Source organism: Novipirellula artificiosorum, assembly GCF_007860135.1.
GTDB classification, from domain to species: Bacteria; Planctomycetota; Planctomycetia; order Pirellulales; family Pirellulaceae; genus Novipirellula_A; species Novipirellula_A artificiosorum.
Map to the genome: position 1 here is coordinate 93,688 of NZ_SJPV01000001.1, position 25,488 is coordinate 119,175.

The 25,488-nt window shown below is 56.0% G+C and carries 20 protein-coding genes; 13 read left to right on the forward strand and 7 right to left on the reverse strand.

The window, feature by feature from the left end:
• Positions 1 to 81: 81 nt before the first annotated feature.
• From Poly41_RS00165 to Poly41_RS00200, 8 genes are all read left to right on the forward strand, one after another.
• The gene (locus Poly41_RS00165) at positions 82 to 1,293 is read left to right on the forward strand and encodes a hypothetical protein (protein ID WP_231615293.1); all 1,212 of its coding nucleotides are present in this window, start codon (positions 82 to 84) and stop codon (positions 1,291 to 1,293) included.
• 114 nt (positions 1,294 to 1,407) lie between these two features.
• A complete protein-coding gene (locus Poly41_RS00170) occupies positions 1,408 to 2,103 on the forward strand; it encodes a FliH/SctL family protein (protein ID WP_146523923.1) in 696 nt (231 codons plus the stop codon).
• Complete coding sequence (locus Poly41_RS00175) at positions 2,100 to 3,479, forward strand: FliI/YscN family ATPase (protein ID WP_146523924.1); 1,380 nt, start codon at positions 2,100 to 2,102, stop codon at positions 3,477 to 3,479. Before Poly41_RS00170 ends, Poly41_RS00175 begins: the two co-directional genes overlap by 4 nt.
• Before the next feature lie 30 nt (positions 3,480 to 3,509).
• The gene (gene fliJ, locus Poly41_RS00180) at positions 3,510 to 3,962 is read left to right on the forward strand and encodes a flagellar export protein FliJ (protein ID WP_146523925.1); all 453 of its coding nucleotides are present in this window, start codon (positions 3,510 to 3,512) and stop codon (positions 3,960 to 3,962) included.
• Between the two features lie 100 nt (positions 3,963 to 4,062).
• On the forward strand, positions 4,063 to 4,716 hold the full coding sequence (locus Poly41_RS00185) for a hypothetical protein (protein WP_146523926.1): 654 nt from the start codon (positions 4,063 to 4,065) through the stop codon (positions 4,714 to 4,716).
• A gap of 63 nt (positions 4,717 to 4,779) precedes the next feature.
• Entirely contained in the window at positions 4,780 to 6,399 is a 1,620-nt protein-coding gene (locus Poly41_RS00190) for a flagellar hook-length control protein FliK (protein WP_146523927.1), read from the forward strand.
• A 325-nt stretch (positions 6,400 to 6,724) separates the two neighbouring features.
• A complete protein-coding gene (locus Poly41_RS00195; protein WP_146523928.1) occupies positions 6,725 to 7,045 on the forward strand; it encodes an FmdB family zinc ribbon protein in 321 nt (106 codons plus the stop codon).
• 87 nt (positions 7,046 to 7,132) lie between these two features.
• Entirely contained in the window at positions 7,133 to 7,699 is a 567-nt protein-coding gene (locus Poly41_RS00200) for an isochorismatase family protein (RefSeq protein WP_146523929.1), read from the forward strand.
• A gap of 9 nt (positions 7,700 to 7,708) precedes the next feature.
• Here the strand turns inward: Poly41_RS00200 and Poly41_RS00205 are convergent, their stop codons facing one another.
• Both Poly41_RS00205 and Poly41_RS00210 read right to left on the reverse strand, forming a co-directional pair.
• A complete protein-coding gene (locus Poly41_RS00205; protein ID WP_146523930.1) occupies positions 7,709 to 8,506 on the reverse strand; it encodes a DUF1559 family PulG-like putative transporter in 798 nt (265 codons plus the stop codon).
• Positions 8,507 to 8,578: 72 nt separating this feature from the next.
• Complete coding sequence (locus tag Poly41_RS00210) at positions 8,579 to 9,757, reverse strand: AraC family transcriptional regulator (protein WP_146523931.1); 1,179 nt, start codon at positions 9,755 to 9,757, stop codon at positions 8,579 to 8,581.
• A 147-nt stretch (positions 9,758 to 9,904) separates the two neighbouring features.
• Between Poly41_RS00210 and Poly41_RS00215 the strand changes: the two genes are divergently transcribed.
• On the forward strand, positions 9,905 to 11,380 hold the full coding sequence (locus Poly41_RS00215; protein ID WP_146523932.1) for an aldehyde dehydrogenase family protein: 1,476 nt from the start codon (positions 9,905 to 9,907) through the stop codon (positions 11,378 to 11,380).
• On the forward strand, positions 11,377 to 12,810 hold the full coding sequence (locus tag Poly41_RS00220; RefSeq protein ID WP_146523933.1) for a DUF58 domain-containing protein: 1,434 nt from the start codon (positions 11,377 to 11,379) through the stop codon (positions 12,808 to 12,810). Before Poly41_RS00215 ends, Poly41_RS00220 begins: the two co-directional genes overlap by 4 nt.
• Here the strand turns inward: Poly41_RS00220 and Poly41_RS00225 are convergent.
• The gene (locus Poly41_RS00225; protein WP_146523934.1) at positions 12,788 to 13,213 is read right to left on the reverse strand and encodes a ComEA family DNA-binding protein; all 426 of its coding nucleotides are present in this window, start codon (positions 13,211 to 13,213) and stop codon (positions 12,788 to 12,790) included. The two genes, Poly41_RS00220 and Poly41_RS00225, sit on opposite strands and share 23 nt — an antisense overlap.
• Before the next feature lie 215 nt (positions 13,214 to 13,428).
• Between Poly41_RS00225 and nadC the strand changes: the two genes are divergently transcribed.
• Both nadC and Poly41_RS00235 read left to right on the forward strand, forming a co-directional pair.
• Entirely contained in the window at positions 13,429 to 14,361 is a 933-nt protein-coding gene (gene nadC / locus Poly41_RS00230) for a carboxylating nicotinate-nucleotide diphosphorylase (RefSeq protein ID WP_231615294.1), read from the forward strand.
• Positions 14,362 to 14,440: 79 nt separating this feature from the next.
• Positions 14,441 to 15,841: an undecaprenyl-phosphate glucose phosphotransferase gene (locus tag Poly41_RS00235; protein WP_146523936.1), complete on the forward strand. Its 1,401-nt coding sequence runs from the start codon at positions 14,441 to 14,443 to the stop codon at positions 15,839 to 15,841.
• A 163-nt stretch (positions 15,842 to 16,004) separates the two neighbouring features.
• Here the strand turns inward: Poly41_RS00235 and Poly41_RS00240 are convergent, their stop codons facing one another.
• Positions 16,005 to 17,849 (reverse strand): Gfo/Idh/MocA family protein, encoded by a 1,845-nt coding sequence (locus Poly41_RS00240; RefSeq protein ID WP_146523937.1) that lies wholly within the window; start codon positions 17,847 to 17,849, stop codon positions 16,005 to 16,007.
• A gap of 69 nt (positions 17,850 to 17,918) precedes the next feature.
• The gene (locus Poly41_RS00245) at positions 17,919 to 18,872 is read right to left on the reverse strand and encodes a DoxX family protein (RefSeq protein WP_146523938.1); all 954 of its coding nucleotides are present in this window, start codon (positions 18,870 to 18,872) and stop codon (positions 17,919 to 17,921) included.
• Positions 18,873 to 19,282: 410 nt separating this feature from the next.
• Between Poly41_RS00245 and dnaE the strand changes: the two genes are divergently transcribed.
• Positions 19,283 to 22,864: a DNA polymerase III subunit alpha gene (dnaE, locus tag Poly41_RS00250; protein ID WP_146523939.1), complete on the forward strand. Its 3,582-nt coding sequence runs from the start codon at positions 19,283 to 19,285 to the stop codon at positions 22,862 to 22,864.
• 9 nt (positions 22,865 to 22,873) lie between these two features.
• Here the strand turns inward: dnaE and Poly41_RS00255 are convergent, their stop codons facing one another.
• Positions 22,874 to 24,253, reverse strand: coding sequence for a Gfo/Idh/MocA family protein (locus Poly41_RS00255; RefSeq protein ID WP_146523940.1), 1,380 nt, complete (start codon positions 24,251 to 24,253; stop codon positions 22,874 to 22,876).
• Positions 24,254 to 24,312: 59 nt separating this feature from the next.
• Positions 24,313 to 25,389 carry a formylglycine-generating enzyme family protein gene (locus tag Poly41_RS00260; RefSeq protein ID WP_231615295.1) on the reverse strand — a complete coding sequence of 359 codons (1,077 nt, stop codon included), beginning with the start codon at positions 25,387 to 25,389 and terminating at the stop codon, positions 24,313 to 24,315.
• Positions 25,390 to 25,488 lie beyond the last annotated feature (99 nt).

Genomic DNA, 25,488 nt, shown 5'->3' on the forward strand with positions numbered 1-25,488 from the left:
GGTGGTTCGCTTACATAGTATTCTCGTTAGCTGATCGACGACCGTGTTTCGCACCGGAGAATCCGCACTATGACAGCCGCTATGAAGACAACGGCAAATCGAGAAGCTGCGATGAGGCGTGTTGCGATCGTGCTAAGCAGCCTGCCAGCTGCGGTGGCTGCTAACTTGATCAGCAGCATCGACCCTGAATCGAAAAAGGTACTACGCCGCACGATGGCATCCTTGTCGGATGTGGACCCCCTAGAACGGCGCCGTGCCCTATCCGCCTTCAAAGGGCTCGTGCAGCAATCCCCAACGGAGCTTGCTGCCGCGCCGATTGACGAAATTTCTTTCCCCCACGATCCAGCCCCTGGCGATGCTTCGTTTCAAAGCCACGTTTTGAAACAGCTTCGGAGCGAATCACAAACTCAATCGGGTGAGGCTGCGGCAAACCTCCCCACCCCGTTGTCCTTCTTAGCCGACGTTGAAGATGACGTGCTTGTCCGTTTACTTTCGGATGAACACCCACAAGCGGTCGCGCTGGTCCTGGCGTCCATCTCACCGGCCCAAGCTGCGCGGGTTCTGCCACGCCTTGAATCGAGCATTCAAAATGACGCGCTCCGTCGGATCGGTCGGCTCGGCGATGTTCCCACCGAAGCGATCGAAGAATTGGCGGGCCATCTCCGGCAGCGCGTTGAACGCCAAAACGAGCAACAGGAAAACTCGACGGGGCAACGGGCCCTGAGTGCCATCTTGGCTGCGATGCCGAAACAAACGCAACCCAGCGAGCCGGATTCTGCAAAGCAAGCGTTCGAAAAGTCACCACCGAATATCACTCCACGGCCGGCAGCTGCCGAAACGCCGATCGAAGTCCATTCGCTGCGCGTGGCACCGGGGACCCACGTGACGGCGGACGACGTGCAAGTGGAACAACACGCCCCCCGAATCAAACCCGAATCAGAACGCAACACAGCAACGGGATCGGATGAGCCGATTTTGCAGTCGACCGACGCGACCCACAACTATCTGGTGAAGCTATCCGCCAAAGAACTCTGCCAAGCCCTCGCACAAGTGGAGATGCGAATCGCACTGCTGACACTGTGTGGGTTACCCAACCCGGTTTGTGATGCGGCCATGCGTTGTTTACCGAGGGCTCATGCGAAACAAGTTCGTACGCAAATGAACTCACTCGCCTCAATTCAATTGCATGATATCGACCAGGCCAAAGCGACCGTGGCCGCGGCGTCACTCAAGCAACGACGCACCGCCAGCGACGCGACGAAGCGTGCAAGAAAGACCGCGATAGCGGCGTAAGGCAGCGAAGCCGCAAGTAGCGTGCGGTGGCTCCGAAACCTACTCGTCCGAAGAAAACAACCATTCGCCCGATCACGGATTAAGGCGACACCGAGAAAAGGATGCAAACACAATATGGCGATCGTCTTGAAGTCGAATCGACCGTCCGATGCCGCGGATGCCTCCGACGCAGCTCGAAAAGTAACCGGATTGGCTGGGTTCAATCTTGAGGACTTTGCCGACCAGGGACGCCAAAGGTTGGAGCAATGCCGCGATCAAGTTCGACAATGGGTCGAGGATGCCAACCGCGAAGCAGCGACGATTCGAAAGCAAGCACACGACCAAGGCTATCAACAGGGATTGGCCAAAGCCGCAGTGGATGCGGATAAAAAGGTGAAACAGCAAGCAGAGAAATTGGCCACCGACTCGTTACAACGGATCCATCAAGCGGTCCAGCAGTTGCATGAGACGTACCAATCGTGGATGCAGCAGTACACGGAATCCTTGAGCTCGATCGCCATCAGTGCTGCAGAGAAAGTCATCAAGCGGAAGTTGGAACAAGACGCCCAGATTCTCGTCTCCTGGGCCGATGAGGCGGTGCGTAGCGCGCGATCGGCGACTCAACTGACACTTGCGGTTCATCCCGAAACCCTGGCCCACCTCGGCCAAACCCTCGATGAATTGCTCGCCTCCCCTGATTTGCCGGAGCAAACCACGGTCGAGCCCGATGAGACCGTGGCAATCGATGCGGTCGTGATTCGCCAAGTCGGCGGAGAGATTCGAGCGGGACTCGATGAACAGCTCGGTCGATTGCGGGAGATGTTATCGTGAGTTCGTCCGATTTTCGCTACACGCTTGATCCGCCCAAGTTTCACTTACCAGGCCCCACGGCTCGACTCATTTCGGAATCGATCACGTTTGAAATCAGCGGGCGCGTTGCCGCCGTGCGCGGCGATTCGATCGAACTCGAGGGGATCACCGCACCGATCGGTGCGATCTGTGAAATCAATCCCAACAGCCCGGATCGACGCCTCGTCAAAGTGATTGGCTTTCAAGGCGTACGCCCCATTGTCGCTCCGATGGAAACCATGGGCCAGATCGCTGCCGGCGACAAAGTCCGGCTGCTATCTCGATCGATCAACCTTCGTGCAGGCGCCTCGCTGTGTGGCCGAGTGATCGATGCCTTCGGTCGACCGATTGATAACCGCCCGTTGCCCGATGATCTGACCTTGGTGGATACGACTCGCCAACCTCCTGAATCCCTCGATCGTCCCCCCATCGATACGGCGTTGCAAACCGGTGTGCGAGCGATCGACACCATGCTGACTTGTGGCAACGGCCAACGACTCGGCATCTTTGCTGGATCCGGCGTCGGAAAGAGCACCCTACTGGGCATGTTGGCTCGAGGATCCAGTGCAGACCGGATTGTGATTTGCATGGTCGGCGAACGAGGTCGTGAAGTCCAGGAATTCATCCAGCGTTGCTTAGGCAAGGAAGGCTTGCAACGCAGCGTTGTGGTCGTCGCCACAAGCGATCGACCCGCCGCACAACGCATTGCCGCGACTTGGACCGCCACCGCAATTGCAGAGTCCTTTCGCGATGAGGGAAAGAACGTGCTGCTGCTGGTCGATTCGGTGACCCGCTTGGCGATGGCTCAACGTGAACTCGGGTTGGCTGCCGGTGAACCACCGACCACGCGCGGGTACCCGCCAAGCGTCTTCAACCTACTTCCGCAAGTTGTCGAACGGGCGGGACGAACGAACCATGGTTCAATCACGGCGTTCTACACGGTCTTGGTGGAAGGTGACGACAACAATGAACCGATCGCCGATACGCTGCGTGGACTGCTTGATGGCCACATCGTTCTCAGTCGCGACCTGGCCGCTCAAGCACATTGGCCACCCATCGATGTGCTACAGAGTCTGAGCCGCTTGCAGCCTCACTTGGTGCCAGCCGATACGATGAAGACAGTCAATTCGGCGCGAGCCCATTTGAGCACCTATCAGAAAAACGCGGACCTGATTTCGATTGGTGCCTATCGCACCGGCAGCGACCCCAATGTGGATGCCGCAATCGCGATGCGAGACCCAATGAAGTTGTTCTTGTCACAAGACGCATCGGAGATTGCTCCGATGGAACAATCCTTGACGGCACTCGAAGCACTGATTCGCCGTCCGACGCCACCCGTTGTCGCCCCACCTCAATAAACACGCGGTACCACCGCCAGCAACGTCAACATGAAATTTGAATTTCGTTTCGCATCGATCCTGCATCTTCGCTGCCGCCAACGTGACGAGGCGGGTGGAAAGGTAGGCGAAGCCAATGCAGCGATCGCAAAAATCGATAGCCAGATCGAAAGCATTCAAGAAGAACGGCGCACCCTGACTGCTGAAGACGCAAGCAGTCGCGTCGGAGAAGTCTCTGTCGATCGCCTGCTCACAAAGGGCCGATATGACTTACAGTTGCAGGCTGACATCAAATCGTTGCGTGAAACACGATCCAAGTTAGTCGAGGAATTGGAACGGCGACAAGTCAAACTGAAAGAAGCCGAAACGGAAGTCAAAAAATTCGAGCGGATGCAAGAAATTGAATTGAAGAGATACCGCGGCGAAATGCTACGCCGAGAACAAGTCGAAATGGATGAATTGAACAATCGCCGAACTGCGATGGCGCGGCACACTTCTTCGTAGGGCGGCACGGCCGCAGCGGAGTGAGCTGCCGCTCGCGCTGGCGTCGGCCCGCTTCCGTTGGGCGCTGGAATCGTGTTCGAACAACAATGGAACCTTACTCATGCTAAGAAAACTCACCAACTCCTTCGCCGCCTTTTGTGTTGCCACCGTTCTGACGCAAATGATGCTCGTTGGCTTTTTTCTTTTCCGTGGCACCATCAACGGCAACACGGGAACCAAAGTCGTCGCCTTGCTCAATGGAATTGATATCACTGGAAATCGGCTTCAGCAGATTCTGCAACAGAGTGAGGATATTGAGCAGCCCGACTTTGAAGAGATTTTGCAAGCAAGGAAAATGGAAAGCCTGGAGATGGACATGCGCCTACGTAGTCAAAATGAGTACCGTGACGAGCTCAGCACGAAGGAAGCAGCACTCCGCGAAGAACAGGCTTTTTTTGACGAACGACGCGAAGCATTCACGGAAAAGCTGAAAAAAATGGAACAAGGAGCTCGCGACAAAGGGGTGCAAGAGGTGCAACGGACCTTGCAAGCACTCGACGCCGTGCAAGCAAAGGAACAGCTTTTGAGAATTTATGACGATGAAAGAATTGATGAGGTCGTCAATATCATTCAAGCCATGGCGATCGAAAAACGAAAAGATATATTAGCGGAGTTTGCGACGCCGGCCGAAGCGGACAAGCTCGCCGAGATCCTTCGCCGCATTGGTGAAGGCTATCCAACAACGGCACTGATCAATCAGGCAGGTGGCGGCTGACGATTTGCGAGCGGGTTCTCCTCTCCGCATTTCCTCTCGCTGATCCACCGGGGGACCGCAAAGATGAGCGATACGCAAACGAATATCTCCACCGGCAGTGCTGCGCCGACGTCGCCACGCTGGCGCGATCGACTTGGTGCGGCTGGTTTGCAGATCGGGGCCGTCGATCCCTCCCAAGGACTTCTTGACGCTTTTGCGGAGATTTTTTCCCAAATGGCGGCGACGAAGGCTCCTTCCGAAAATCGCACGCAACCCAGCCCCGATTCGTCCGAGCGTGAGACCGACGACGAGCGAGATCCCGTCACGCAGCAGGACGAACGACCACGAGCAACATCCTCCCCTGAGCAGGAGCCACACGCGGTATTCGTAGACATTCCCGTGGACACGCAAAATGCAGACCACGAAATCGGTGAACACGGCATGGATCTAAAGCCGCAAGCGAATGTCAGCGAGGCTCCATCTAGCCGCCAACATCCAAGCGATGTGCCGATTGCAGAGGATCGGGGGGCGACGGTCTCGGTTGCATCGGAGGCCAGCGTCTCAGAACAGGTGCCGTCCAGCGAAGTCCAAAGCAACGTGACCGTGAATCCGAGTGGGGTGCTCCAACCGGGACCGGATGCGAAGCAGCGAGCCACCGAAGCGTCAAAGGAGACGCCCGTGCTGGGCGTGGGGGGATCGAAACCGCAGACTGCCGCCAACGAAGTGGAAGCGAGATCGGTGCCGCCCGCCACCGCTCCGCTCGACGAGTCCCAACCGAATGAATCGGATGTCGATGACGATTCAAAACAGCGTCGTGGTCGCCGACGTGAGCGAGCCAACGCGGTTGGAGGCACAGACAAACAGGGCAACGGTCAACGCCTCGCCGAGGCGGCAAACACCGGTCGCAACGCTGCGTCACAAAATGGGGCAGCGGCGATGCCGGTCGCAAACGCGGCTGCCGCAGAGTCCGCCCAAAGCGTCGCTCCCACATCCTCTGTCTCCTCACCGCCCGTCGACGCGACCTCCTCGGCGGTTGTGTCGAGTGCAGCCGCAGCCCTCGTCTCGAAAGTGACGTCGGCCATCACCTCATCGTCCAGCGGTCCTGCGGTGAGCGGGTTGGGACGCAGCGATGCGGCTTCGGGGACGACCGTTGCTGCGGGCGTCCCCACCTCTGGAACCAATGCAGCCGGCAAAAAGCAAGCCGGGCAATCCGCCAACTCGGCCACGACGGATCTGATTTCAAGAGCCAAGTTGATTCAGCGGGTCAGCAAAGCCTTTCAGCACATGGGGCCGGACGGTGGCCATGTGCGACTTCGTCTTGCTCCGGCGGAACTCGGGACGGTGCGATTGGAAATGCACATTCACCAACACAAAATGCAAACCCGAGTCGTTGCCGAAACCGAGGCGGCCGCATCGGCGCTTCGTGAGCATCTACCTGAGCTGCGGATGCGGTTGGAGTCGCAAGGGATGCAGGTCGAGAAGCTCTCGATCGAGGTCGAGTCCGATTCGCTCGCTGACAATTCATCGAATCACGGGCATTCAGCCTCCGAGCAGAACATGGGGGAGGCGCCTGGCCGCCGGCGGTGGCAAGCGCCACGCCCCGAGCCGCAGCTCGCTCAGGACGCCGCCGACGCTCACCGGCGGCCAACCGATGCGGGGCAATCTCCCTGGATCCCAACCGCAGGAATGGACGTCCGGCTGTAGCATCACCGCTACACAAAAAGCAGCGCGGACGTGCCGATCCGGGGCTGGGCAATTCTCAGGCGAGTAAATAGGATGTTTGAAGCCGTCTCTGGTCGCCACATTGGACGAGAACAGGAGCGACGGTTGGGGGCTCTTGTCCCGATCGAATCCTATTGACTTTCCCAAAACGCAGGGCGAATCCGTTTAAGCATTTGCGTACGTGGTCACTTGGGCACCGCTGCCCGAGAGCCAACCCTTTCGACGACTCCGCCGAACAAGCGTGCCCAAGCTGATTTGAAAAACGGCGCTGCCCCGCCAAAAACGTTCCTTTCGAGAACCGATTTCGATGCCAACTTATGATTATGAATGTGGATCTTGCGATCACAAGCTTGAAATTTTTCAAGGGATCAATGATCCAGTGAAAAAGAAATGCCCCGAGTGTGGCAAGAATAAACTGAAGCGCCTGTTCGGTAGCGGGGCGGCGATTGTGTTCAAGGGAAGCGGTTTTTATCAAACCGATTATCGTAGCGAGGGCTACAAAAAAGCAGCCAAGGCAGATAAGAAAACTTCGAGCGATTCGGCGGGTGAATCCAAGAGCAGCGAAAACAAGAGCAAGCCAAAGGCCGAAGCGAAGCCCAAACCCAAATCGACAGGCAAGGACGCATAAGGCGATGCGACCGCAAGCGAGCAAGCTGCCGCTTGTGGGCACCCGCGTCAAACGCGAACCAGCATACACCTGAAACCGGATGTCTTCATGCCCCATGTTCCCTCTCCACTGCGTTTAGCCGCCAAACGCAGTTCGCTGCTGATCATCGACTTGCAAGAAAAGTTGGTGCCGGTCATTCCGTCGGGTGAAGCCGTGGTTGAGCAAACGCTACGATTGATTGAAGCGGCCAATCTGCTTGAGGTTCCCCATGCTGCAACCGTGCAGTACCCACGGGGACTCGGCGGCTTAGTTCCCGCGATTGCGGAGCGAGTTGCGCCGCCCGAGGAAAAGACCGCGTTTAGCGCAGCGGTGTGCCGCGAAGCGATTGACACTTGGGCAACGCAGTCGCGTGACCAGATCGTCATCGTCGGTATTGAAACGCATGTTTGCGTGTTGCAAACGGTGCTGGATCTACTCGCCGAAGGGTTCCGAGTCTATGTGGTCACCGAGGCGGTCGCGTCCCGACACGGCCGCGACCACGAAACAGCGATCGAGCGGATGGTGAACTCCGGTGCGACGATGATCACAGCAGAATCGGTGATGTTTGAATGGCTGGAAACATCGAAGCACCCGCAATTTAAAGCGATCAGCCAGCTGGTCAAAAAGCGACGCTAGGCCGCGGGCCTAAAGCTCTAGCCCAGCCAACACGTCGTCACCACCCGCTCGGGTGACAAGGGCATCAAACAACTCTCGCTCGAGGCTGTTGGTGACGGCGCGGACCGCACCGTCGGCCATGATCAAATGAGCCGACTGAGCGTCTTCCATCGAGGCGATCGCCGCAAAGGCTTCGTCGGGAGTCATGTTTTCCGTTGACGACCAGACGGTCGTGCGATTGGGCAGTTCAACCATCATGACGGTATTGGCGAGTCCGTCGGTGACGTCCCGAAAACGAACTATCGTGTAGGGCGTTGGAGGAAACATGGATTCATCCGAGACGATCGCAAAAATGCCGGTTTCCCCTATTTCCCCCGAGGGCGACTGAAAGGACAGGGGTGGGTTCTGAAACACGGCCATGTTGGTCGAACTTGCCCAAGATTCATTCGAATCAATCGCCTCCCACTGAGCTTGACCTTCCACAAACGGTGACAGGGCAATTCGCCAGCCAATCGTTTCTTCCCCGTCCGAGTTGGCATTGACGGTAAAGGGAAGTTGCTTATACGCCGCGTGGTAGTTGTGGATTCCAAGAGCCACTTGCTTCGCATTATTGGATCGGGACATCCGCTGCGCGGCATGACGTCCAGCGTTGATCGCCGGTAACAGCAGGGCGACAACGACTCCACCGCACATCAACATCATCACACCGATCACCCCCAGCACGACCCAAAGGACCACATTACCGGAGGACTGCGGTTGCACTGGAGCGGCGGGCGGAACGGTAAAGGGATCGCTTTGGCCAGAGGGATGCGGGGGTTGATTGGACATCAAGGACCTCGGAATCAGTTTGGGTGTTGATCGGACGGGATCCTCGAATTGTACTGTATTCCATGCATCGTACTAAGCCGAATCGCCGCGAAGTTCACGGCGATATCGCGAAGGTGTCGTCCCGTACTCTTTACGAAAAACCTGGATGAAATAACTGGGCGTGGCATACCCGGATGCAACCGCGATCTTGGGAACGGGCAAATCCGATTCCAATAACAGCGTCCGGGCACGCTGAAGTCGTATGCGTTGCAGTTCTGCGTGCAGCGTTCGCCCGACCATGTGCGAGAAACGCAACTCCAGATTGCGACGGGAAATGTCCAACTGACGCAAAATGTCGGCAACTTGTATCGGTTCGCTGGCGTGGTCATGAATAAAACGAAGCGCTTCAACGACATCGGGATCCTCAATCGCAATCATGTCGGTGCTACGACGGGTCACAACGCTAAGGGGTTCCGCGATCAAGCACCTTGGCTCGACTTCGTCGCCACGCATCATCTGATCCAGTAGTTCTGCAGCGCGAAACCCAACTCCGGCGGCATTGAGCACCACGCTCGACAGCGGCGGATCGGCCAATTCACAAAGCAAATCATCGTTATCGACTCCGATCAGCGCCAATTCTTCGGGGATACGAATTCCCGCGACGTGGCACGCCTCGGCGACTTCACGTCCCCGATCGTCGTTGCATGCCATCACGGCGATCGGCAAAGGCAACGTCGAGAGCCACTCCGCAAGCCGCGGTTGTTCCCGTTCCCAGACTCGCAACCGTCGTGATTTCGGAGCATGGTAGACGTGAACCTCAAAGCCGGCTTTCTCAATCGCATGGCAGAACCCCTCTTGGCGTTTCGCGGACCACACGCGGTCGGCGATTCCAATGAAGGCAAACTGGCGAAAGCCGCGTCGCAGCAAGTACTCCGCCGCCATCGTGGCGGCGCCGACCGAATCCGATTTCACTTCGCTGAGTTGCGAGAGGGGGTGATCGGTATCAAGTTGTTTGTCTGACAAATCCAAAGCGATCGTCGGGAGTCCAGAATCGAGGATTGCTTTGGCGATGCGTGGTGTCTCGATTCGGGCAATGATCCCCGTGCCCCCCCATTCTCGCATTCGCGGCACCGCTTGTTCGAAATCACCCGGCGTCAAATAGAAACGCCACGGCCCATGCAGTCGACCGTAACGAATGATCCCTCGCAGCATCTGCTGTCCATACCCGCGAGCGGTTTCGACCAGCAGTGCAACTTTGGGAGGGCCATTCATGGGACGCTATCACGATCGTTGAGGAGCGGATCAGGTATTCTTCCACCCTAAAAGCCTATCGATTTCTTCGCCGCTCGACATCCGGTACAATTTGGGATCCCCAGCCAAGACCGCCCTCTCTTCAACCTCTTTCTCATCGAGGCAGCCATGTCAGCGACTTTTTCCGACACGACTCCTGAAATCAACATTCGTGAAACCGACTGTTTCATCAACGGCAATTGGGTTCCTTCGATTAGTGGGAAGACCTTTTCGACCATTAATCCAGCAACCGAGGAAGTCATCGCCCAAGTGGCCGAGGGGGATGCTGCCGACGTCGATTTGGCTGCCAAGGCGGCTCGCGATGCGTTTGACTCGGGCGATTGGCCTAAGATGGACGCGCGAGATCGAGGACGATTGCTTTATCAGTTGGCGGATCGAATCGAACAAGACATTGATGAATTGGCTGCTCTCGAAACGCTCGACAATGGCAAACCCATCAGCGAGAGCCGCTACGGCGATCTGCCTTTGGTGATCGATTGCATGCGTTACTACGCGGGGTTTGCGGACAAGATCCAAGGCAGCACCGTTCCGATCCGCGGCAACTATTTCTGTTACACACGGCGTGAACCGATTGGCGTTGCGGGACAGATCATCCCCTGGAATTTCCCGATGCTGATGACCACTTGGAAATGGAGTCCCGCCCTGGCTGCTGGCTGCACGATCGTCATGAAACCGGCCGAACAAACTCCGTTGACCTGCCTTCGGATGGCTCAGTTGGCCAAAGAGGTCGGCTTTCCCGACGGAGTCATCAATGTGGTTCCCGGCTATGGCCCTACGGCGGGCGCCGCAGTCGTGAAGCATCCGCTGATCGACAAGATCGCCTTCACGGGCGAGCATCGCACGGCTCAGATCATCACGCGAGATTCCGCGGAGACGCTGAAACGATTGACGTTTGAACTGGGGGGCAAAAGCCCCAACGTGATCTTCGCCGACGCGGATTTGGATGCGGCAGCGATGGGAGCGTATGTGGGGCTGTTCCTCAATCAAGGCCAATGTTGCTGTGCCGGCAGTCGCGTTTTTGTTGAGAACCGTGTCCATGACGAGTTTCTTGAAAAGCTACAAAAGTTGACGCGAGACCGAAAAGTGGGCAATCCGTTTGACCCCGCTACCCACCAGGGGCCACAGGTCGACCAGGCTCAATTTGACAAGATCATGTCGTATGTCGACAAGGGACGCGCCGAAGGTGCAACGTGCGTCACCGGCGGCCATCGCGTGGGTAACAAAGGGTACTTTGTCGAGCCGACCATTTTCGATGGAGTCCAAGATCAAATGGCAATCGCGACCGACGAGATCTTTGGCCCCGTGCTGAGCGTGCTGACGTTTGAGGACAAAGAGGACATGATTCGTCGTGCCAACAATACGTTCTATGGACTTGCTGCGGCAGTCTGGACTCGCGACCTTTCGATTGCCCACGATTTTGCTCGACGTGTCCGCGCAGGCACCATCTGGGTGAATTGTTACGATGTGTTTGATGCGGCTGCCCCCTTTGGTGGATTCAAGATGAGTGGGTATGGCCGCGAACTCGGTGAAGAGGGCTTGCGGGCTTATACCGAAAACAAAACAGTGACGGTGGCACTTTCGTGAACGATGCGATCAACCAAGTTGCGAAGCAAGAATTCCAGTGGCTCACTCAATTGCCATGGCTGCTGCTCGCGCTGATTGCTTTGCCGCTGGTGCTTGCCGCCTGGCGATCCAAGATCTATCCAACGCGGTGGTGGATCGCATGGGTCGGGTTGGCGGTCGCGTTGAGCCTCTTCACCGTCTTTGCTCCTGCGATGATCATTGCGGTAGGGATCCTTGATGGGTTGGTCATCACCGTCGCGGCGGTCGATTACTTGTTGCTCTATTTGGCGACCAACGATGGGATTCATGTTTCGCGAGAACTGCCTCGAACCTGCTCGTTGGGAGTCCCGGTGGCCAGTGAGTTGACCGTTGAAAATGGTACGCTGCTGACACTTTCCGGCGAGGTCTGTGATGATTTACCCGAACATTTTACGGCGTCACCGAATCAGCACACGTTGCGGCTTCCGCCACGCGGTCGGATGACCGCGCATCGTAAAATGACGCCCACCCGACGCGGCGCCTTTGAACTCGAGTACGTTTACATGGGTTTCCTTAGCCCGCTACGGTTGTGGAACCGCCAACTTCGGCTCGAACTTCACAATCGGTTGAATGTCTATCCCGACATGAAGCAGTTGTCGGATTACGCATTGCTGGCTCGCACGAATCGGCTCAGCTTGATCGGAGTTCGTCGCACGCGTCGAATTGGGCAAGATAGCGACTTCGAACGACTGAGAGATTACAGTCGTGATGACAATTACCGTCACATTGATTGGCGCAGCACAGCCCGTCGTCACAAGTTGACGGTGCGGCAATTCCAGAGTGACCAAAGTCAGCGAGTGATGTTTCTGCTCGATTGCGGTCGCATGATGACGAACGAGCGAGACGGCTACTCGCTACTCGACCATGCGCTCAACTCGGTATTGATGATGTCCTATGTCGCGTTAAGCCAAGGCGACGCGGTCGGCATGTTGTGCTTCTCCGATACGATCCATGCCTTCATTCCACCACGAGGTGGCAGCAGCCAGATGAATCGTTTGATCCAAGCGGGGTTTGACCAATTTCCGCGACTGGTGGAATCACGCTATGACCAGGCATTCTTGTACTTGTCGACGCATTGTAAACGTCGCTCGTTGGTGGTGCTGACCACCAACGTGATTGACGAAGTCAATGGCGCAGCCGTCGTCGACTACCTCACCAACCTAAGCGGGCATCATTTGCCACTCGGTGTTTTACTTCGAGACCATACCATGTTCGACGCGGCGGATTCCCCGTCGGGCAGCCGCTTTTCAATGTATCGTTCGGCAGCCGCCGCGGATATTTTGCTGTGGCGACACCAAGTCCTGAAGGATCTTGAACATCGCGGCGTGTTGGTCGTCGACGCGTTCCCCGATGAATTGACCGCCCCGCTCGTGAATCAATATCTTGAAATCAAGGCAAAGCATCTGTTGTAGTCGTCACGCAAGTCGGTGATGGCAACTTAACAACACAATAGGGGGTGATTGCCTGTACCGTCTTGGGACCGATTCCTGCAACACGCTGCAACTGTTCAACCGTTTCGAAAGGACCGTGACGGATGCGATCGGTGACGATCCGATCTGCCAACACAGGGCCGACGGTGGGCAACAGAGACAGTTCCGTTGAACCCGCTTCGTTGATGTCCAAGAGCAACAAACGAGCGTGGTTCTGCATACCCCGAGGCGGCTCGATGCCGAGCAGCGACCAACCACACAACCCGACCAAGGCGACCAGCGACAGCAACGTTCCGATGGCCAAGGTCCACTGGACTCGTACCTGAGCCAATGGGCTGTCGTCCGTTTTGAAACGCTCGCAACCGACCATCGTGAAGCAATGCATCGTCAAGAAAAAAGTGAAAACTCGTCTTGTTCGCAGACTTCGACCGCAGCGGCATATGGCCGAACGTCTACCTGCATTATGATGTTCCTGCGCAAAGTCCTTCAACCGACCTCATCCGCATCCAGATCGTTTTCAAAGAGAATTCTTCTGCAAATCGCTAGCATTTTTGGCATTTACCGTACGAGACTCCGACCCACCCATGAATGACTACAAGCATGAATGACTACAAGACTGTGACGGCAGACGAACGTTTAGAAAATGACCTGCGAGCTCTTGTTCGACTGTCCATTGCCGAAGACCTATGCAGCTCGGTGGATTGGACGACCGTTTGTTTGATCCAACCGGACGCCCGAGGGAGCTGCCAAATCGTTCCTCGCGTGAGCGGGGTCTGCGCGGGACTCGCAACCTTAGCTTGGATGGTCGATGAATTCGATGCAGACTTAGAGACCGAGTGTTTACAATCCGATGCATCTACGATGGTCCCGGGTAGGCCGATCGCGAAACTTCGCGGCAATGTTCGCGATCTTTTGACATGCGAACGCACGGTGTTGAACATCCTCAGTCGGTTGTGTGGCGTCGCCACGTTGACGCAGGCTTACGTGCATGCGATGGGCACGACGTCCTCGCGTTTGTACGACACACGGAAAACGACTCCCGGTTGGCGGCTGCTCGAAAAATACGCGGTCTCCTGCGGCGGGGGCCATAATCATCGTAGCGGCCTGTATGACGGCTTCTTGATCAAAGACAATCATCTCTCGCTTGCGGGAGTTGACGCATCGGGTCCCCTATCCGCCAGTGCCGCCGCCCGCAAAGCGATTGCGTGGCGAGGTGCCACCGTGGAGCATTTAACGGCCCCGCAAATCGTCGAAATCGAAGTCGATACGTTGGACCAATTTCGTGATGTCATCCAAGCTCGGCCCGACATCGTGTTGCTGGACAACTTCACCGTGGAGCAACTTCGCGAAGCCGTTGCCATCCGAAACGATTCCGCCCTGTCGCTCGAACTTGAAGCATCCGGGAACGTTCGTTTGGAAACCATCGCTGAAATCGCTACGACCGGTGTAGACCGCATCAGCTGTGGTGCATTGACGCACCAAGCCACTTCTTTGGACCTTGGATTGGATTGGTTCGATGAAACGCTGAGCTAGGGTTTTGTGCAGTAGGCCCGATGTCGTCGCATCTACTGTGACGTGGATCGTTTCGGCACGCACAAACCCAAAGTCACTCATGCAGTCACCAATCGTTCCTCATCGACGATGGTGGGATTTTATCCAGCCAACACTCGACGCTTCGGGCGTTTTCGCTTCGCTCGCGATCGTCAAATGGATTGCTCGCGGAGGCATCGACGAAACGGCTCAGGCGATGGGATTGATCGCCGTGGTGGTCTTCTTGTTGACGGGGCAGTTAACAGGACTCTACCGCAAAAGCCACGCGGGATCTGCAAACATGGAGATCTCCAGTATCGTGGCGACGTGGAGTCTCACGGCGTTGATCCTGGCGATGCTCGGGTTCGCGACCCGCTATAGCCAAGAATTTGCTCGCTCGGTCATCTTTGCTTGGTGGGTATTGGCACCGGCGTTGATTGGCCTATTGCGAATGGCATTGCGAATCGTCCAGCAAGGACTGCTTCGCCGCGGCGTTGGGACGCGGCAAATCGCGATTGCGGGCTTGAACCAACTCGGCATTCAAATGGCAACCAATGTCGCAGACGATCCCTCATTGGGGTTCAACTTGGTCGGCTTTTTCGATGATCGCAATGAAACCCGCTTCAACGGCAGCGATCATGCGTCCCATTCCCTTTCGGGCGACCTGCCCGAGTTGGTCCAACTGGCTCGGCAAGGGGCCATTGATACCATCTTCATCACTCTTCCGATGCGAGCGGAAGATCGAATTCGCGAACTACTCGATCAACTGAGTGACTCGACCGTTTCGGTCTACATTGTGCCAGACTTTTTTGTCTTTGAGTTGCTGCACTCGCGATGGACCAGCATGGGAGGGATCCCCGCTGTCAGCGTTTTCGAAAACCCGTTGTTTGGTGTCGATGGTGTGGTGAAACGGATCACGGACATCTGCATCGCGACGGCAGCCATCGGCGTGGCCGCAATTCCAATGCTTGCGATCGCCGCGATCGTGAAATTAACGTCGCCCGGCCCCGTCTTCTTTCGCCAAAAGCGTTATGGGCTTGATGGTCGCGAGATTCTGGTGTGGAAGTTCCGATCGATGCGAACCTGTGACAATGGGCCGGTGGTGAAACAAGCGACAAAGAACGATCCACGCGTCACGCGAGTCGGAAACATCCTGCGGCGATCCAGCCTCGATGAACTGCCTCAATTATTCAATGTGCTCGAAGGATCGATGTCACTGGTGGGGCCGCGGCCGCATGCATCCGCCCACAATGAAGAATACCGCAGTCGCATTCGGGGCTACATGCTACGTCACAAAGTCAAACCAGGTATCACAGGGTTGGCGCAAGTCAATGGCTGCCGCGGTGAAACCGATACGATTGAGAAAATGGAACAACGGGTCGATTGGGACCACCGCTACATCCGTAGTTGGTCGCTCTGGTTAGACCTGAAGATCCTGATCAAGACGTTGCGAGTGGTATGGAGCCAATCGGAAGCGTACTAGCAAACAGCATGGTTCTGGCGAAAGACGCGACAACAAAAATCGCCCTGGTCAGCAAAGTTTGCCAACCAGCGCGAATTGAGTTAAACGGGCCAGATCAGGACGGGCCAGATCAGGACGGGCCAAATCATTTGGTCGAGCGTCTGACGCTTCGGCACGATCGAGGCTAGGCAACCGGCTTCTTCATGAACGCTTCCGCGTCCGCAATCTTGCTGCCATCGGGAGTGGCGTCGTTGTCGACTTCGAACCAATCTTCCTCGAACTTCATGTAACCGCCCTTGCCACTATTGGCGTTCTTTAACGCCACGTTGGTCGTCATCGCGATCACGGCATCGCCCATGGCGACGGCCGGATAGCAGCGAACCTTATTTTCGGGTGATGGGTTACGGATACAGTAGGCCCAATCTTCGATCTCTTCGCGATAGCCACGACTCACCGGCCCCGCGTCGGCCGCTTTCGCGGTCGGTGCGGCAAAGTCGCCACTGGCACTCGTATCGAGTGCATAGCCGCCGCCAGCGTTTTTCGAAACACCCACCTTGCTGCTGGTGTCGCTGTTGCGGTACAGCAGGACGTCGGTTTCCTTATCGAGAATCAAAGTCCCCTTGGTTCCCATCACGACTTCGCCCCAGCCGCCGAAACCGTTGCCGTTGATCGACGAATAAGTCACCACGACCTTCTTGTTCGGATCGGTGTCGTAGCCGGCAACCGGGCCATAATTCTGCTGGTCAGGGTTGGGGTACATTTCAACGCGGTCGTAATACCCGACATCAAACGTTTCCGAGTAATCCGGCCCCGGGAATTCGAACATACAGTAAACATGGTCACCGACTTCACGATCGAGCGGCATGATGTGACGCCCGCCGACTGCGTGAACGCTCAAGGGGTGGACTTTCTTGCCATCATCACGTAGCGAGCTGAGGAAGATGCTAACCGCATCAAGTTGGTGGCTACCAAGTTCCGCCATCAAACCGGCACCCGTACGATCGAACAAACGCCAACGATGCAGTTCTTCCATCGAGGTGAAAATTTTGTCTTGAAGGGTGAACTGCTCGTATCCGAACTTAGACGGGTCGACATTTTTGTCTGCATCCCAAGCTTCCCACTGGGCCACTTCCATTCGCAGCCGCTCCACGTCTTCTGCGGGTGCGTCTGCAAGTTGCTTACGGCGGTACTCCAAGTCCTTGGCGATCCGGTCGAACATCTTTCCGTTCTTCATCTTTTCGCCACCGGGAATCGGCATCGACCAACTATCGGCTCCGGGCAGGTTGCCACGATGCCACTGGGCACGAATGTGATGCAGTTGGCCGAGTAGTCCCCAACGGATCAAGTTCACCGCGTTGTCGTACTTGACGTTGTAGTGACGTTGGTGGCCCGTTGCGAGGTGGATTGGGTTACCAGCTTTGTCTTCCAATTCCGCCGACATCCGAGCCATGACTTTGCACTGAGCCACGTTGTGCGCCATCAGTTTTTCAGTCAACACGTGCAGCCCACGCTCCATTGCTTGAGCGGCAACGGGTGCATGCAGCCAAAGAGGGAGTGCGATGATGACCGCTTCGATATCGGGATCGTCAAGGCAAGCCATGATCCCGCCGTTGCTGCCATCGTAGACCTTCACGTTGCGGCGAGCTTCGGCTTCATTCTTGTAGCCGGCGATATTGATCAAACCAGGCCGACGTCCAAGGGCTGCTGGACTCGACCAGTCACCGTTGAATGCGCGGAATTGGCTGAAGGGACGGATGTCACAAATCGCTTTGACGTCGACGTATTCCGGGTTACAACCGCCGATCAAGACGTTGCCTTCGTCACCGGTACCAATCACCGCGACCCGCACGGGGTCGTTGACTTTGCCATACCCGAAGTAGGCAGCCCCAAGCCCTGCACCGCTGACGGCACTGGCCGAAATGATGCCTCTCAGGAAGTCGCGACGGTTAACGTCATAATAGCTGCCAACGGCTTCGTAGTAATTTTCTTTGCCAACTTCGCGTTGTTCAGCGGAAAGCTTGTCAACCATTGTAATGCCTCGTGATTGGTTTGTTGTCGCTTGTAGTAATTGTATGCAGGAACGTTAGAAATGTTCCGATTAAACTTCGTCGTCGCTGGGGGTACCCCAGACTTTTCGCACGATCAGGTGAAGGAAATAGTCAAGACCGGCGAAACGCCCCGCGCCCGTTCCCGCTAACACCAGACAACCCATCGCTTCGATCAATTGATAAATACTCGATGTCGGTCCCGTTGCGGGCGGGAATTGGCTCAATACGACTGAACCGAGAAAACCGGCAGCGGCTAACCCTGCAACGGGTGTAAAGAGCCCAAGTAACAGGCATAAACCAACGGCAATGTCAAAATAGGGCAAGATCACGTCAATGATACTGGTGTCCATCAACGCGCTCAGCGGCTTCCTTAGATGATAAGCCCCATGCGTCTCCATTTGTTCACGGCTGGCGACCGAGTTCTGAGCGATGATGTAGTTTTTCCATACCGTGTCCACTTGCTTCAAAGTGGGCGCAGCTTTGCCCTTCCATTCCTTGCGAATGGTTTCTCGCTGGCCCCCGAGGCTGGCAACCCCGTCTCGAGTCGGGTCTTGGTCCAGCTTCTCCATCCGAGCTTTGCCCAACTGATATTCTTCCAGATCCGTCGCGTTCTCCTCCAGCACCGATTCGTACTGGATCACCGATTTTGCATAGTTTTCCTGAGCTTGTTGTCGCTGCTCGTCGTCAAATCCAAAATGATCGGCCACTCGATCGCGGTCCGTCGCCCACTGCAACATGATCGCGTCTTTGTCGAGCCGGATCGAACCGTCATGGTCCCAGACCATGCCACGAAATTCTTCCGCAAACGGCCCCTTGGCATTCACGAAAAACGGAGCGGCGGTCCAATTGCCGGCAGCGTATTTTTCGATGCCTTCCGTATAGAAATGCCATCCGATGGTCAGCCGAAGCAACACCAACATGGTCGCTCCGATGATGCTCAGCAGTCTCGGAGAAAGCTCCCAACCCACGGCCAAACGCAGCGGCACCAATAATTGCTTTCTCACGGAATGCAGACTCCTAGTCAGGGGGATCAATAGCGGGAAGCAGCTTTTTAGCAGGCTGCTAACAAAGGCAAGGTGGGAAGGAACGCGATTGCCGCCTGAAGCTGCCTTCAACGTTTTACTGGAGCCCATTATGGCAGCTCGCGTCATTAACGCCAAGGAGAAGCCTGGCAAATTTCCCAACTCCACCGCTGCGGCAAATCGTCCCGAAAACCGCTTGCCGAGAAGAAGAAAAGAGTCTCAATGCGCGACGGGTCGATCCGCAGAACATTTTTAGAGATTCGACTGTCAAGTCACTGACCTGTCGAGGTCGGATCGTTAGGCTAAGGAGGTTCTTGGCCGATCGATCCCCGCTTGAACCTCGTCCCTTGAATGGATGTCCCTTGAATGGATCCTGAACTGAGAGAGTTTGCATGAACGCACCGCTGGCCCAACCGACGACGGACTGCTCGCAATCCCCCCCCAAGCCATTTGCCCATCTGCATTGCCACAGCCATTACAGCCTGCTCGATGGCGCGGGCGACATCGGAAAGCTGGTCAATCGCTGTGTCAGCCACGGCATGAATGCGATGGCACTGACCGACCACGGTAACCTTCATGGGGCGCTCGAATTCTACCGCAAAGCTAAAGATGCCGGGATTAACCCCATTATCGGTTACGAAGCCTACATTGCCCCGGGAAGCCGGTTCGATAAGGGGGGCGCGGCCAGCAGCAAACAGGCAAGTTACCACCTCACCTTGTTAGCGAAAAATCGCACAGGCTTCGGCAACTTGGTCAAATTGGCCAGCGCCGCATCGCTCGAGGGCTTCTACTTCAAACCACGGATCGACAAGGAAATCCTGGAAAAGTTCAACGAAGGCATCATTTGCCTCTCCGGCTGTGTGAGCAGTGAATTTAGCCGAGCCATTTTGAAAGGCATCGAAACCGAAGAGCATGAAAAGGAAGCCCGCGATATCGCGGGATGGTTCCAGAAGGTGTTTGGCGACCGTTATTTCATCGAGATCATGAACAATGGGGTGGAGATCCAACGTCAGCAATTGCAGGGGGCAGTCGATATTGCCAATCGTGTCGGCATCCCGTTGGTGGCCACCAGCGATTGTCACTACGTCGATCAATCCGATGCCGAAGCTCAAGACATCATGCTTTGCATCAACACCGGGCGTTTTCGCACCGACACGTCACGGATGAAGATGGAGAACGACCAGTTCTTCTTACGCAGTCCCGGCGAAATGTACGAAAAATTCCCCGGACTGGAAGACGCTGTTGCCCGAAGCCAGGAAATCGCCGATTCGGTCGAAATCAACATTGAGCTTGGTAAACATTTCTTTCCCAAATTCGAGTGTCCCGACGACAAAAAACCGATCGACTACTTGCGAGAACTTTGCGTCCAAGGATTACTCGAACGTTACGAAGGCGACTCCGAACGGATCGTTGACGGGGAACTCTCCGAAGAAGTCATCGCGAGGCTCGATCGCGAGTTGGGCGTCATCGAAAAACTGGGCTTTCCGACGTACTTTTTGATCGTCTGGGACTTCGTCAATTATGCTCGCGATCAAGGCATCTCTGCAACGGCTCGTGGCAGCGGTGTCGGTGCAATCGTTTGTTACGCATTGTACATGTCACACGTCTGTCCGCTGCGATACGATTTGCTATTTGAACGTTTCTTGGACGAAAGTCGGACCGAACCGCCCGATATCGACATCGACTTTGAAAAGGAACGTCGTGTCGAGGTGATCGACTATGTCAAGCGTCGATACGGCAACGAGATGGTATGCCAGATCGGCACGTTTGGAACCCTGGCGGCGCGAGCCGCCATCAAGGATACGGGTCGAGCGCTCGGCGTGCCGCTGGCACGGGTCAACCAAATCACCGAAATGGTTCCTGACGAGCTCAAGATCACGATCAAGAAAGCCCTCGATAAGAGCGCCGACTTAAAAATGACCTACGACGCGGATCCCGAGGTTCGCGAACTGCTCGATCTGGCGATGAAGATCGAAGGCTTGGCCCGCAACATTGGAACGCACGCAGCAGCGGTGGTGATTGCCGATCGGCCGCTGACCGAATTCGTGCCGCTGACGCGCGTGCCCGGCAAGCAGGATGTGATCACCCAGTGGTCGATGGGGGACGTCGAAGCGTCGGGATTGCTGAAGATGGACTTCCTCGGTTTACGCAACCTGACGATCCTCAGCCGGACCGTGAAGTTGATCGAACAAACGACCGGTGAAGCAGTCGATCCACTCAAGTTCCCGCTTGACGACAAAGCGAGCTACGCGCTACTGCAGCGGGGTGAAACCAAGGGGGTGTTTCAACTTGAATCGGGTGGCATCCGCGATCTGTTGACGCGAATGAAGCCGGATCAGTTCAGCGACATCATCGCGACGGCAGCACTTTATCGACCAGGACCACTCGAAGGCGGCATGGTCGACGACTACGTGAACATCAAACACGGTCGTCAACAACCCGAGTACAAACATCCGGTGCTCAAAGACATCTTGGAAGAGACCAACTCGATCATGGTCTACCAAGAACAGGTGATGCGAATCCTCAACCGACTCGGTAACGTGCCGCTTGCCAAAGCCTACACCTGCATCAAGGCGATCAGCAAGAAGAAGGAAGCGTTGATCAACCAGAACCACGACGTTTTCATCAAAGGCTGTGGAGAAAACGGACTCGGCGAAAAGGATGCCGAAGAAATCTGGACCCTGATCGTTAAGTTTGCGGGTTACGGTTTTAACAAATCTCACAGCACCGCCTACGCACTGGTTGCCTATCAAACCGCCTACCTCAAAGCTCATTATCCGGTCGAGTTCATGGCAGCGCTGCTGTCGAGTGACATTTCAGGACGAAACTTCAAACGCAAGGATGCGCTCGTGGAGCATATGGAGGATTGCGACCGGATGGAGATCGAGATCGTTCATCCCGATGTGAACACCAGTGATGCGGATTTCTCGGTGGCCGATTCAAAGATCTTTTTTGCCTTGTCGGCGATCAAAGGTTGCGGCGGTCCCACGGCGATTTCGATCACCGAAGAACGAAAGAAGCACGGGCCTTACAAAGACATTTTTGACTTCTGCGAGCGTGTTGACCAATCCGCATGCAACAAGTCTGCAATCGAAACGCTGATCAAGGCGGGGGCGATGGACAGTTTCGGCGGCAAGCGAAGTCAATTGACCGCGGTGATTGAACGCGCGCTGCAATCGGGTGCGGCAATGCAAGCCGATAAGAAGAGTGGCCAAGCGAGCTTGTTTGGCGCGCTCGAGGAACAGGAAGACCATTCCGAAAAACCCGTCATCACTCCGCTGCCAGAGATGGACGAGTGGCCCGACCGAGAAAAACTGCTCGCCGAAAAGGAAGTCCTGGGGTTCTATCTCGACAGCCACCCGTTGGCGGAATTCGAAATGAAGCTAGCAACCTTTCGAACGCACACCACCGACGGGCTCGCCGACGTGAAAGACCGTGGAGAAGTGACCCTGGGCGGTATGATCAGTTCGATCAAAATCGCCCACACCAAGAACCCCAAACCCGGCGCCCCGTCAAAGTATGCCAACTTTGATCTGGAGGACATGCAGGGAGCGATTCGCTGCATCGTTTGGCCCAAGGGTTTTGTCGATGTCGGCGACCACGTCCAACCCGACGCCGTTGTGCTCGCCCGTGGCAAAGTGGATCGTCGCGGCGGAGGCGACGAAGCCAATTTGATCATTGACGAGCTGATCCCGCTTGAAGGGCTCGACCAGCGTTACACCCACGGCATGCGCGTCCGCATCGACGAACAAGAACATACGCCGGAAACGCTCAATCGATTGCGAGAAATCCTGCGTGGTTACCCAGGGCCAAAGGAAATGCTGATCAGCTTGAGTCTGATCGAAGGTGAAATCGTCCACATGAAGAGTGACAAGTACAAAGTTGACATCACACCCGAATTGCGGACACGCATCGACGATTTGCTCGGAACCGGTCACTACAAGCTGATGATGAGCAAACCGTCGGGAAGATGATACTTCGTCTTACAGGTATTCGCGTTTTTTGACCAAACCTGGCATCGGAATGCTGTAGCGGCCTTCGGCGTTGGCTTTTAACGGCGATTCGGACTCCAATGTCAGCTTGTCGATTTCGGGTGCAAACTCGTGATTCTGTGACATGAAGTGCTCGAGCGTGATTTCTTGTCCGGTGTGAGCCGCCATCCGCCCCATCGAAGTGACCGCGCTGGCCATCACCCCCCGTTCGACCTCGTTGTAAGGCGTGTCGGTTCGAATCGCTTCAATCAGATCAACCCATTCTTCGTAGTAGGGGTTCGGTTCCGGTTGTGGGAACGCCCATGTGATCTTGCTCTTGTCGAAATTGTGACCTTCGTAAATGCGAGATTTCGCCGGCGTGTGCGAGGCACTGCTGATCACGGCCAAGCCCTTGGTACCATGCGCAAAGCTGGCAAATTCTTGTTTGCATCCTGGAATGGTTCGACCATCGACCATCAACTTCGTTCCATCAGCAAACGTGTATTCGATTCCGTAGGAGTCGAAGTTTTGGTCGACACAATCGCCTCGGTAATGGCGTCCGCCGACTGCAATCGCCTTAATAGGCCAATCGTTTTTCATCCAGCACGACTCGTCGATGTTGTGGATCAAGAAGTCGCTGACCGCACCACCGCTGAGCCACAAGAAACCGTGGAACTTACTGATCTGGTACATCAAATCACTCAACCCCGTGTCGTTGGGCGGAGCCGCAGCCGAGCCCGTTGGACCCGCCATTCGGTACGCTCGCATCATGGTCACGTCACCGATTTCGCCGTCTTGAATCCGGTCAAACAACTCTTGGCGACCCTTGCAGTGGCGGCACATCAACCCCACGCCGACTTTCAAGTTCTTGTCGAGTGCCTGCTTGTTTAGTTCAAGCATTCGATTCGAGGTGGGCCCATCAACCGTGACCGGCTTTTCCATAAAGACGTTCAAGCCTTTTTCGATCGCATAGGTGAAGTGAACCCAGCGGAAACCGGGAGGCGTTGCAAAGATTGCGATGTCGCCAGGCCGCAAACAATCGAGCGCTTTCTTGTAAGCATCGAAGCCGACAAATTGACGCTCTTCGGGAATGTCCACTTTCTTGCCAACCTTCGCGTGTCCCGACAGTGCGGCATGCGTGCTTTTCAGGTTCTTCTCGAAGACGTCGGCCAAGGCAACCAACTGCACCGGACCATTCTCGACCTCCAAACAATTCATTGCGGCTCCGGTTCCTCGGCCGCCACACCCGACAAGGGCGACACGAAGTGTGTTGTCTTCCGCCGCGTGAACCGGATTCGACGCAGCGGCAACGAATGTGGATGCCGCCGCGATGGTTCCCGTACTCTTCAAGAATTGACGACGGGAGGCATGAGACGCTTGGAGTGGATTCATAGCAAATTCCTTAGGGTAGGATCGAAAACAAGGAGGGGAGGGAAACGATGGTTTGGTGGTTACTCTTGGTCGATTTGCAGCGGCTCTGTCTTGCCCCACTTTTCGGCCTTTTCTTGATCCGAAGGCTCAACGAGTGGACGGACAACGCGGAAACCGACGCCGAGCGCATCAGTAAGGTACCAGATGCTCTGAGGCAATTGAGGATCTTGTTCTTTCCACGCCTCGGAAGATCCTTCGCGGACCGCACAGCGAAGCATCTCGGGATCGTCATCCCAACCGCCGCCACGAACCACGCGAGGGAAAAGAGTGTTAGGGATGGCAAGTGGATTCTTTGCTTTCTCGCTCTGTGAGTAGAAATCCTCGACATACTGATCCAACACCCATTCCGCTACGTTGCCGTGCATGTCGTGAAGCCCCCATGGATTGGGCTGTTTCTGCCCCACCTCGTGATAGGTGTCGTCGCTGTTGTCAAAGTACCAAGCGTAATCGTCCAGATCGGCCGGATCGTCGCCAAACGAATAGGCGGTTTGGGTGCCGGCACGAGCCGCATACTCCCATTCCGCCTCGGTCGGCAACCGATAGTATCGCCCCGTCTTCACCGACAACCATTTACAGTACGTCCGTGCAGCGTGCTGCGTCATGCAAATCGCGGGGAATTGCTCCTTGCCCATCCCGAAGCTCATGTCCGTGTAGGGTTCGGTTGGTTTCGAGACACCATCGACCAACGCGTCTCGTGGCGTTGCCGCCAACGACATCATCCGCCGACGAAGCTGGTCCATTTGTAGACCCCATGTATCGTATTGGTCCCAGGTGATTTCGCATTTCCCCATCCAAAACGGATCGATCGTGACCTCGCGTTGAGGACCTTCGTCCTCGTTGCGGTCAGCTTCGGTGTCGGGACTGCCCATCCGAAAGGTCCCACCGGGAATGGGGACCATTGCGATCTCTTGCTCCGTATGCTCGATCGGTTCGAGATACGGCTTCATCTCGGCTTCGGAGGTGGCGACGGCTTCGGGAAGCGGAAGTACCGCATCCTCCGCTGTGGAGATCGCGGTCGAGATCCATCCCGAAAGCGACGCAAAACAGACGAGAATACAGGTAAAAACGGAGCGAGCCGGTGGAGGGGCCAGGTGCATCGACGAAAGAATCCTGAGAGGTGGGAACCCGGACATCGCCAGACAAAAGTGATGTCGCGGAGGGAGGGTGAGGGAGACACAAGGTTAGCACGTGATCGT

Bases quoted from the DNA above. Each gene is read 5' to 3' on its own strand.
- Poly41_RS00215 (WP_146523932.1), top strand. From the start codon at position 9,905: ATGTCAGCGACTTTTTCCGACACGACTCCTGAAATCAACATTCGTGAA.
- fliJ (WP_146523925.1), top strand. From the start codon at position 3,510: ATGAAATTTGAATTTCGTTTCGCATCGATCCTGCATCTTCGCTGCCGC.
- Poly41_RS00235 (WP_146523936.1), top strand. From the start codon at position 14,441: ATGCAGTCACCAATCGTTCCTCATCGACGATGGTGGGATTTTATCCAG.
- nadC (WP_231615294.1), top strand. From the start codon at position 13,429: ATGAATGACTACAAGACTGTGACGGCAGACGAACGTTTAGAAAATGAC.
- dnaE (WP_146523939.1), top strand. From the start codon at position 19,283: ATGAACGCACCGCTGGCCCAACCGACGACGGACTGCTCGCAATCCCCC.
- Poly41_RS00210 (WP_146523931.1), bottom strand. From the start codon at position 9,757: ATGAATGGCCCTCCCAAAGTTGCACTGCTGGTCGAAACCGCTCGCGGG.
- Poly41_RS00260 (WP_231615295.1), bottom strand. From the start codon at position 25,389: ATGCACCTGGCCCCTCCACCGGCTCGCTCCGTTTTTACCTGTATTCTC.
- Poly41_RS00200 (WP_146523929.1), top strand. From the start codon at position 7,133: ATGCCCCATGTTCCCTCTCCACTGCGTTTAGCCGCCAAACGCAGTTCG.
- Poly41_RS00225 (WP_146523934.1), bottom strand. From the start codon at position 13,213: ATGCATTGCTTCACGATGGTCGGTTGCGAGCGTTTCAAAACGGACGAC.
- Poly41_RS00185 (WP_146523926.1), top strand. From the start codon at position 4,063: ATGCTAAGAAAACTCACCAACTCCTTCGCCGCCTTTTGTGTTGCCACC.
- Poly41_RS00170 (WP_146523923.1), top strand. From the start codon at position 1,408: ATGGCGATCGTCTTGAAGTCGAATCGACCGTCCGATGCCGCGGATGCC.
- Poly41_RS00190 (WP_146523927.1), top strand. From the start codon at position 4,780: ATGAGCGATACGCAAACGAATATCTCCACCGGCAGTGCTGCGCCGACG.
- Poly41_RS00195 (WP_146523928.1), top strand. From the start codon at position 6,725: ATGCCAACTTATGATTATGAATGTGGATCTTGCGATCACAAGCTTGAA.
- Poly41_RS00205 (WP_146523930.1), bottom strand. From the start codon at position 8,506: ATGTCCAATCAACCCCCGCATCCCTCTGGCCAAAGCGATCCCTTTACC.
- Poly41_RS00255 (WP_146523940.1), bottom strand. From the start codon at position 24,253: ATGAATCCACTCCAAGCGTCTCATGCCTCCCGTCGTCAATTCTTGAAG.
- Poly41_RS00165 (WP_231615293.1), top strand. From the start codon at position 82: ATGAAGACAACGGCAAATCGAGAAGCTGCGATGAGGCGTGTTGCGATC.
- Poly41_RS00240 (WP_146523937.1), bottom strand. From the start codon at position 17,849: ATGGTTGACAAGCTTTCCGCTGAACAACGCGAAGTTGGCAAAGAAAAT.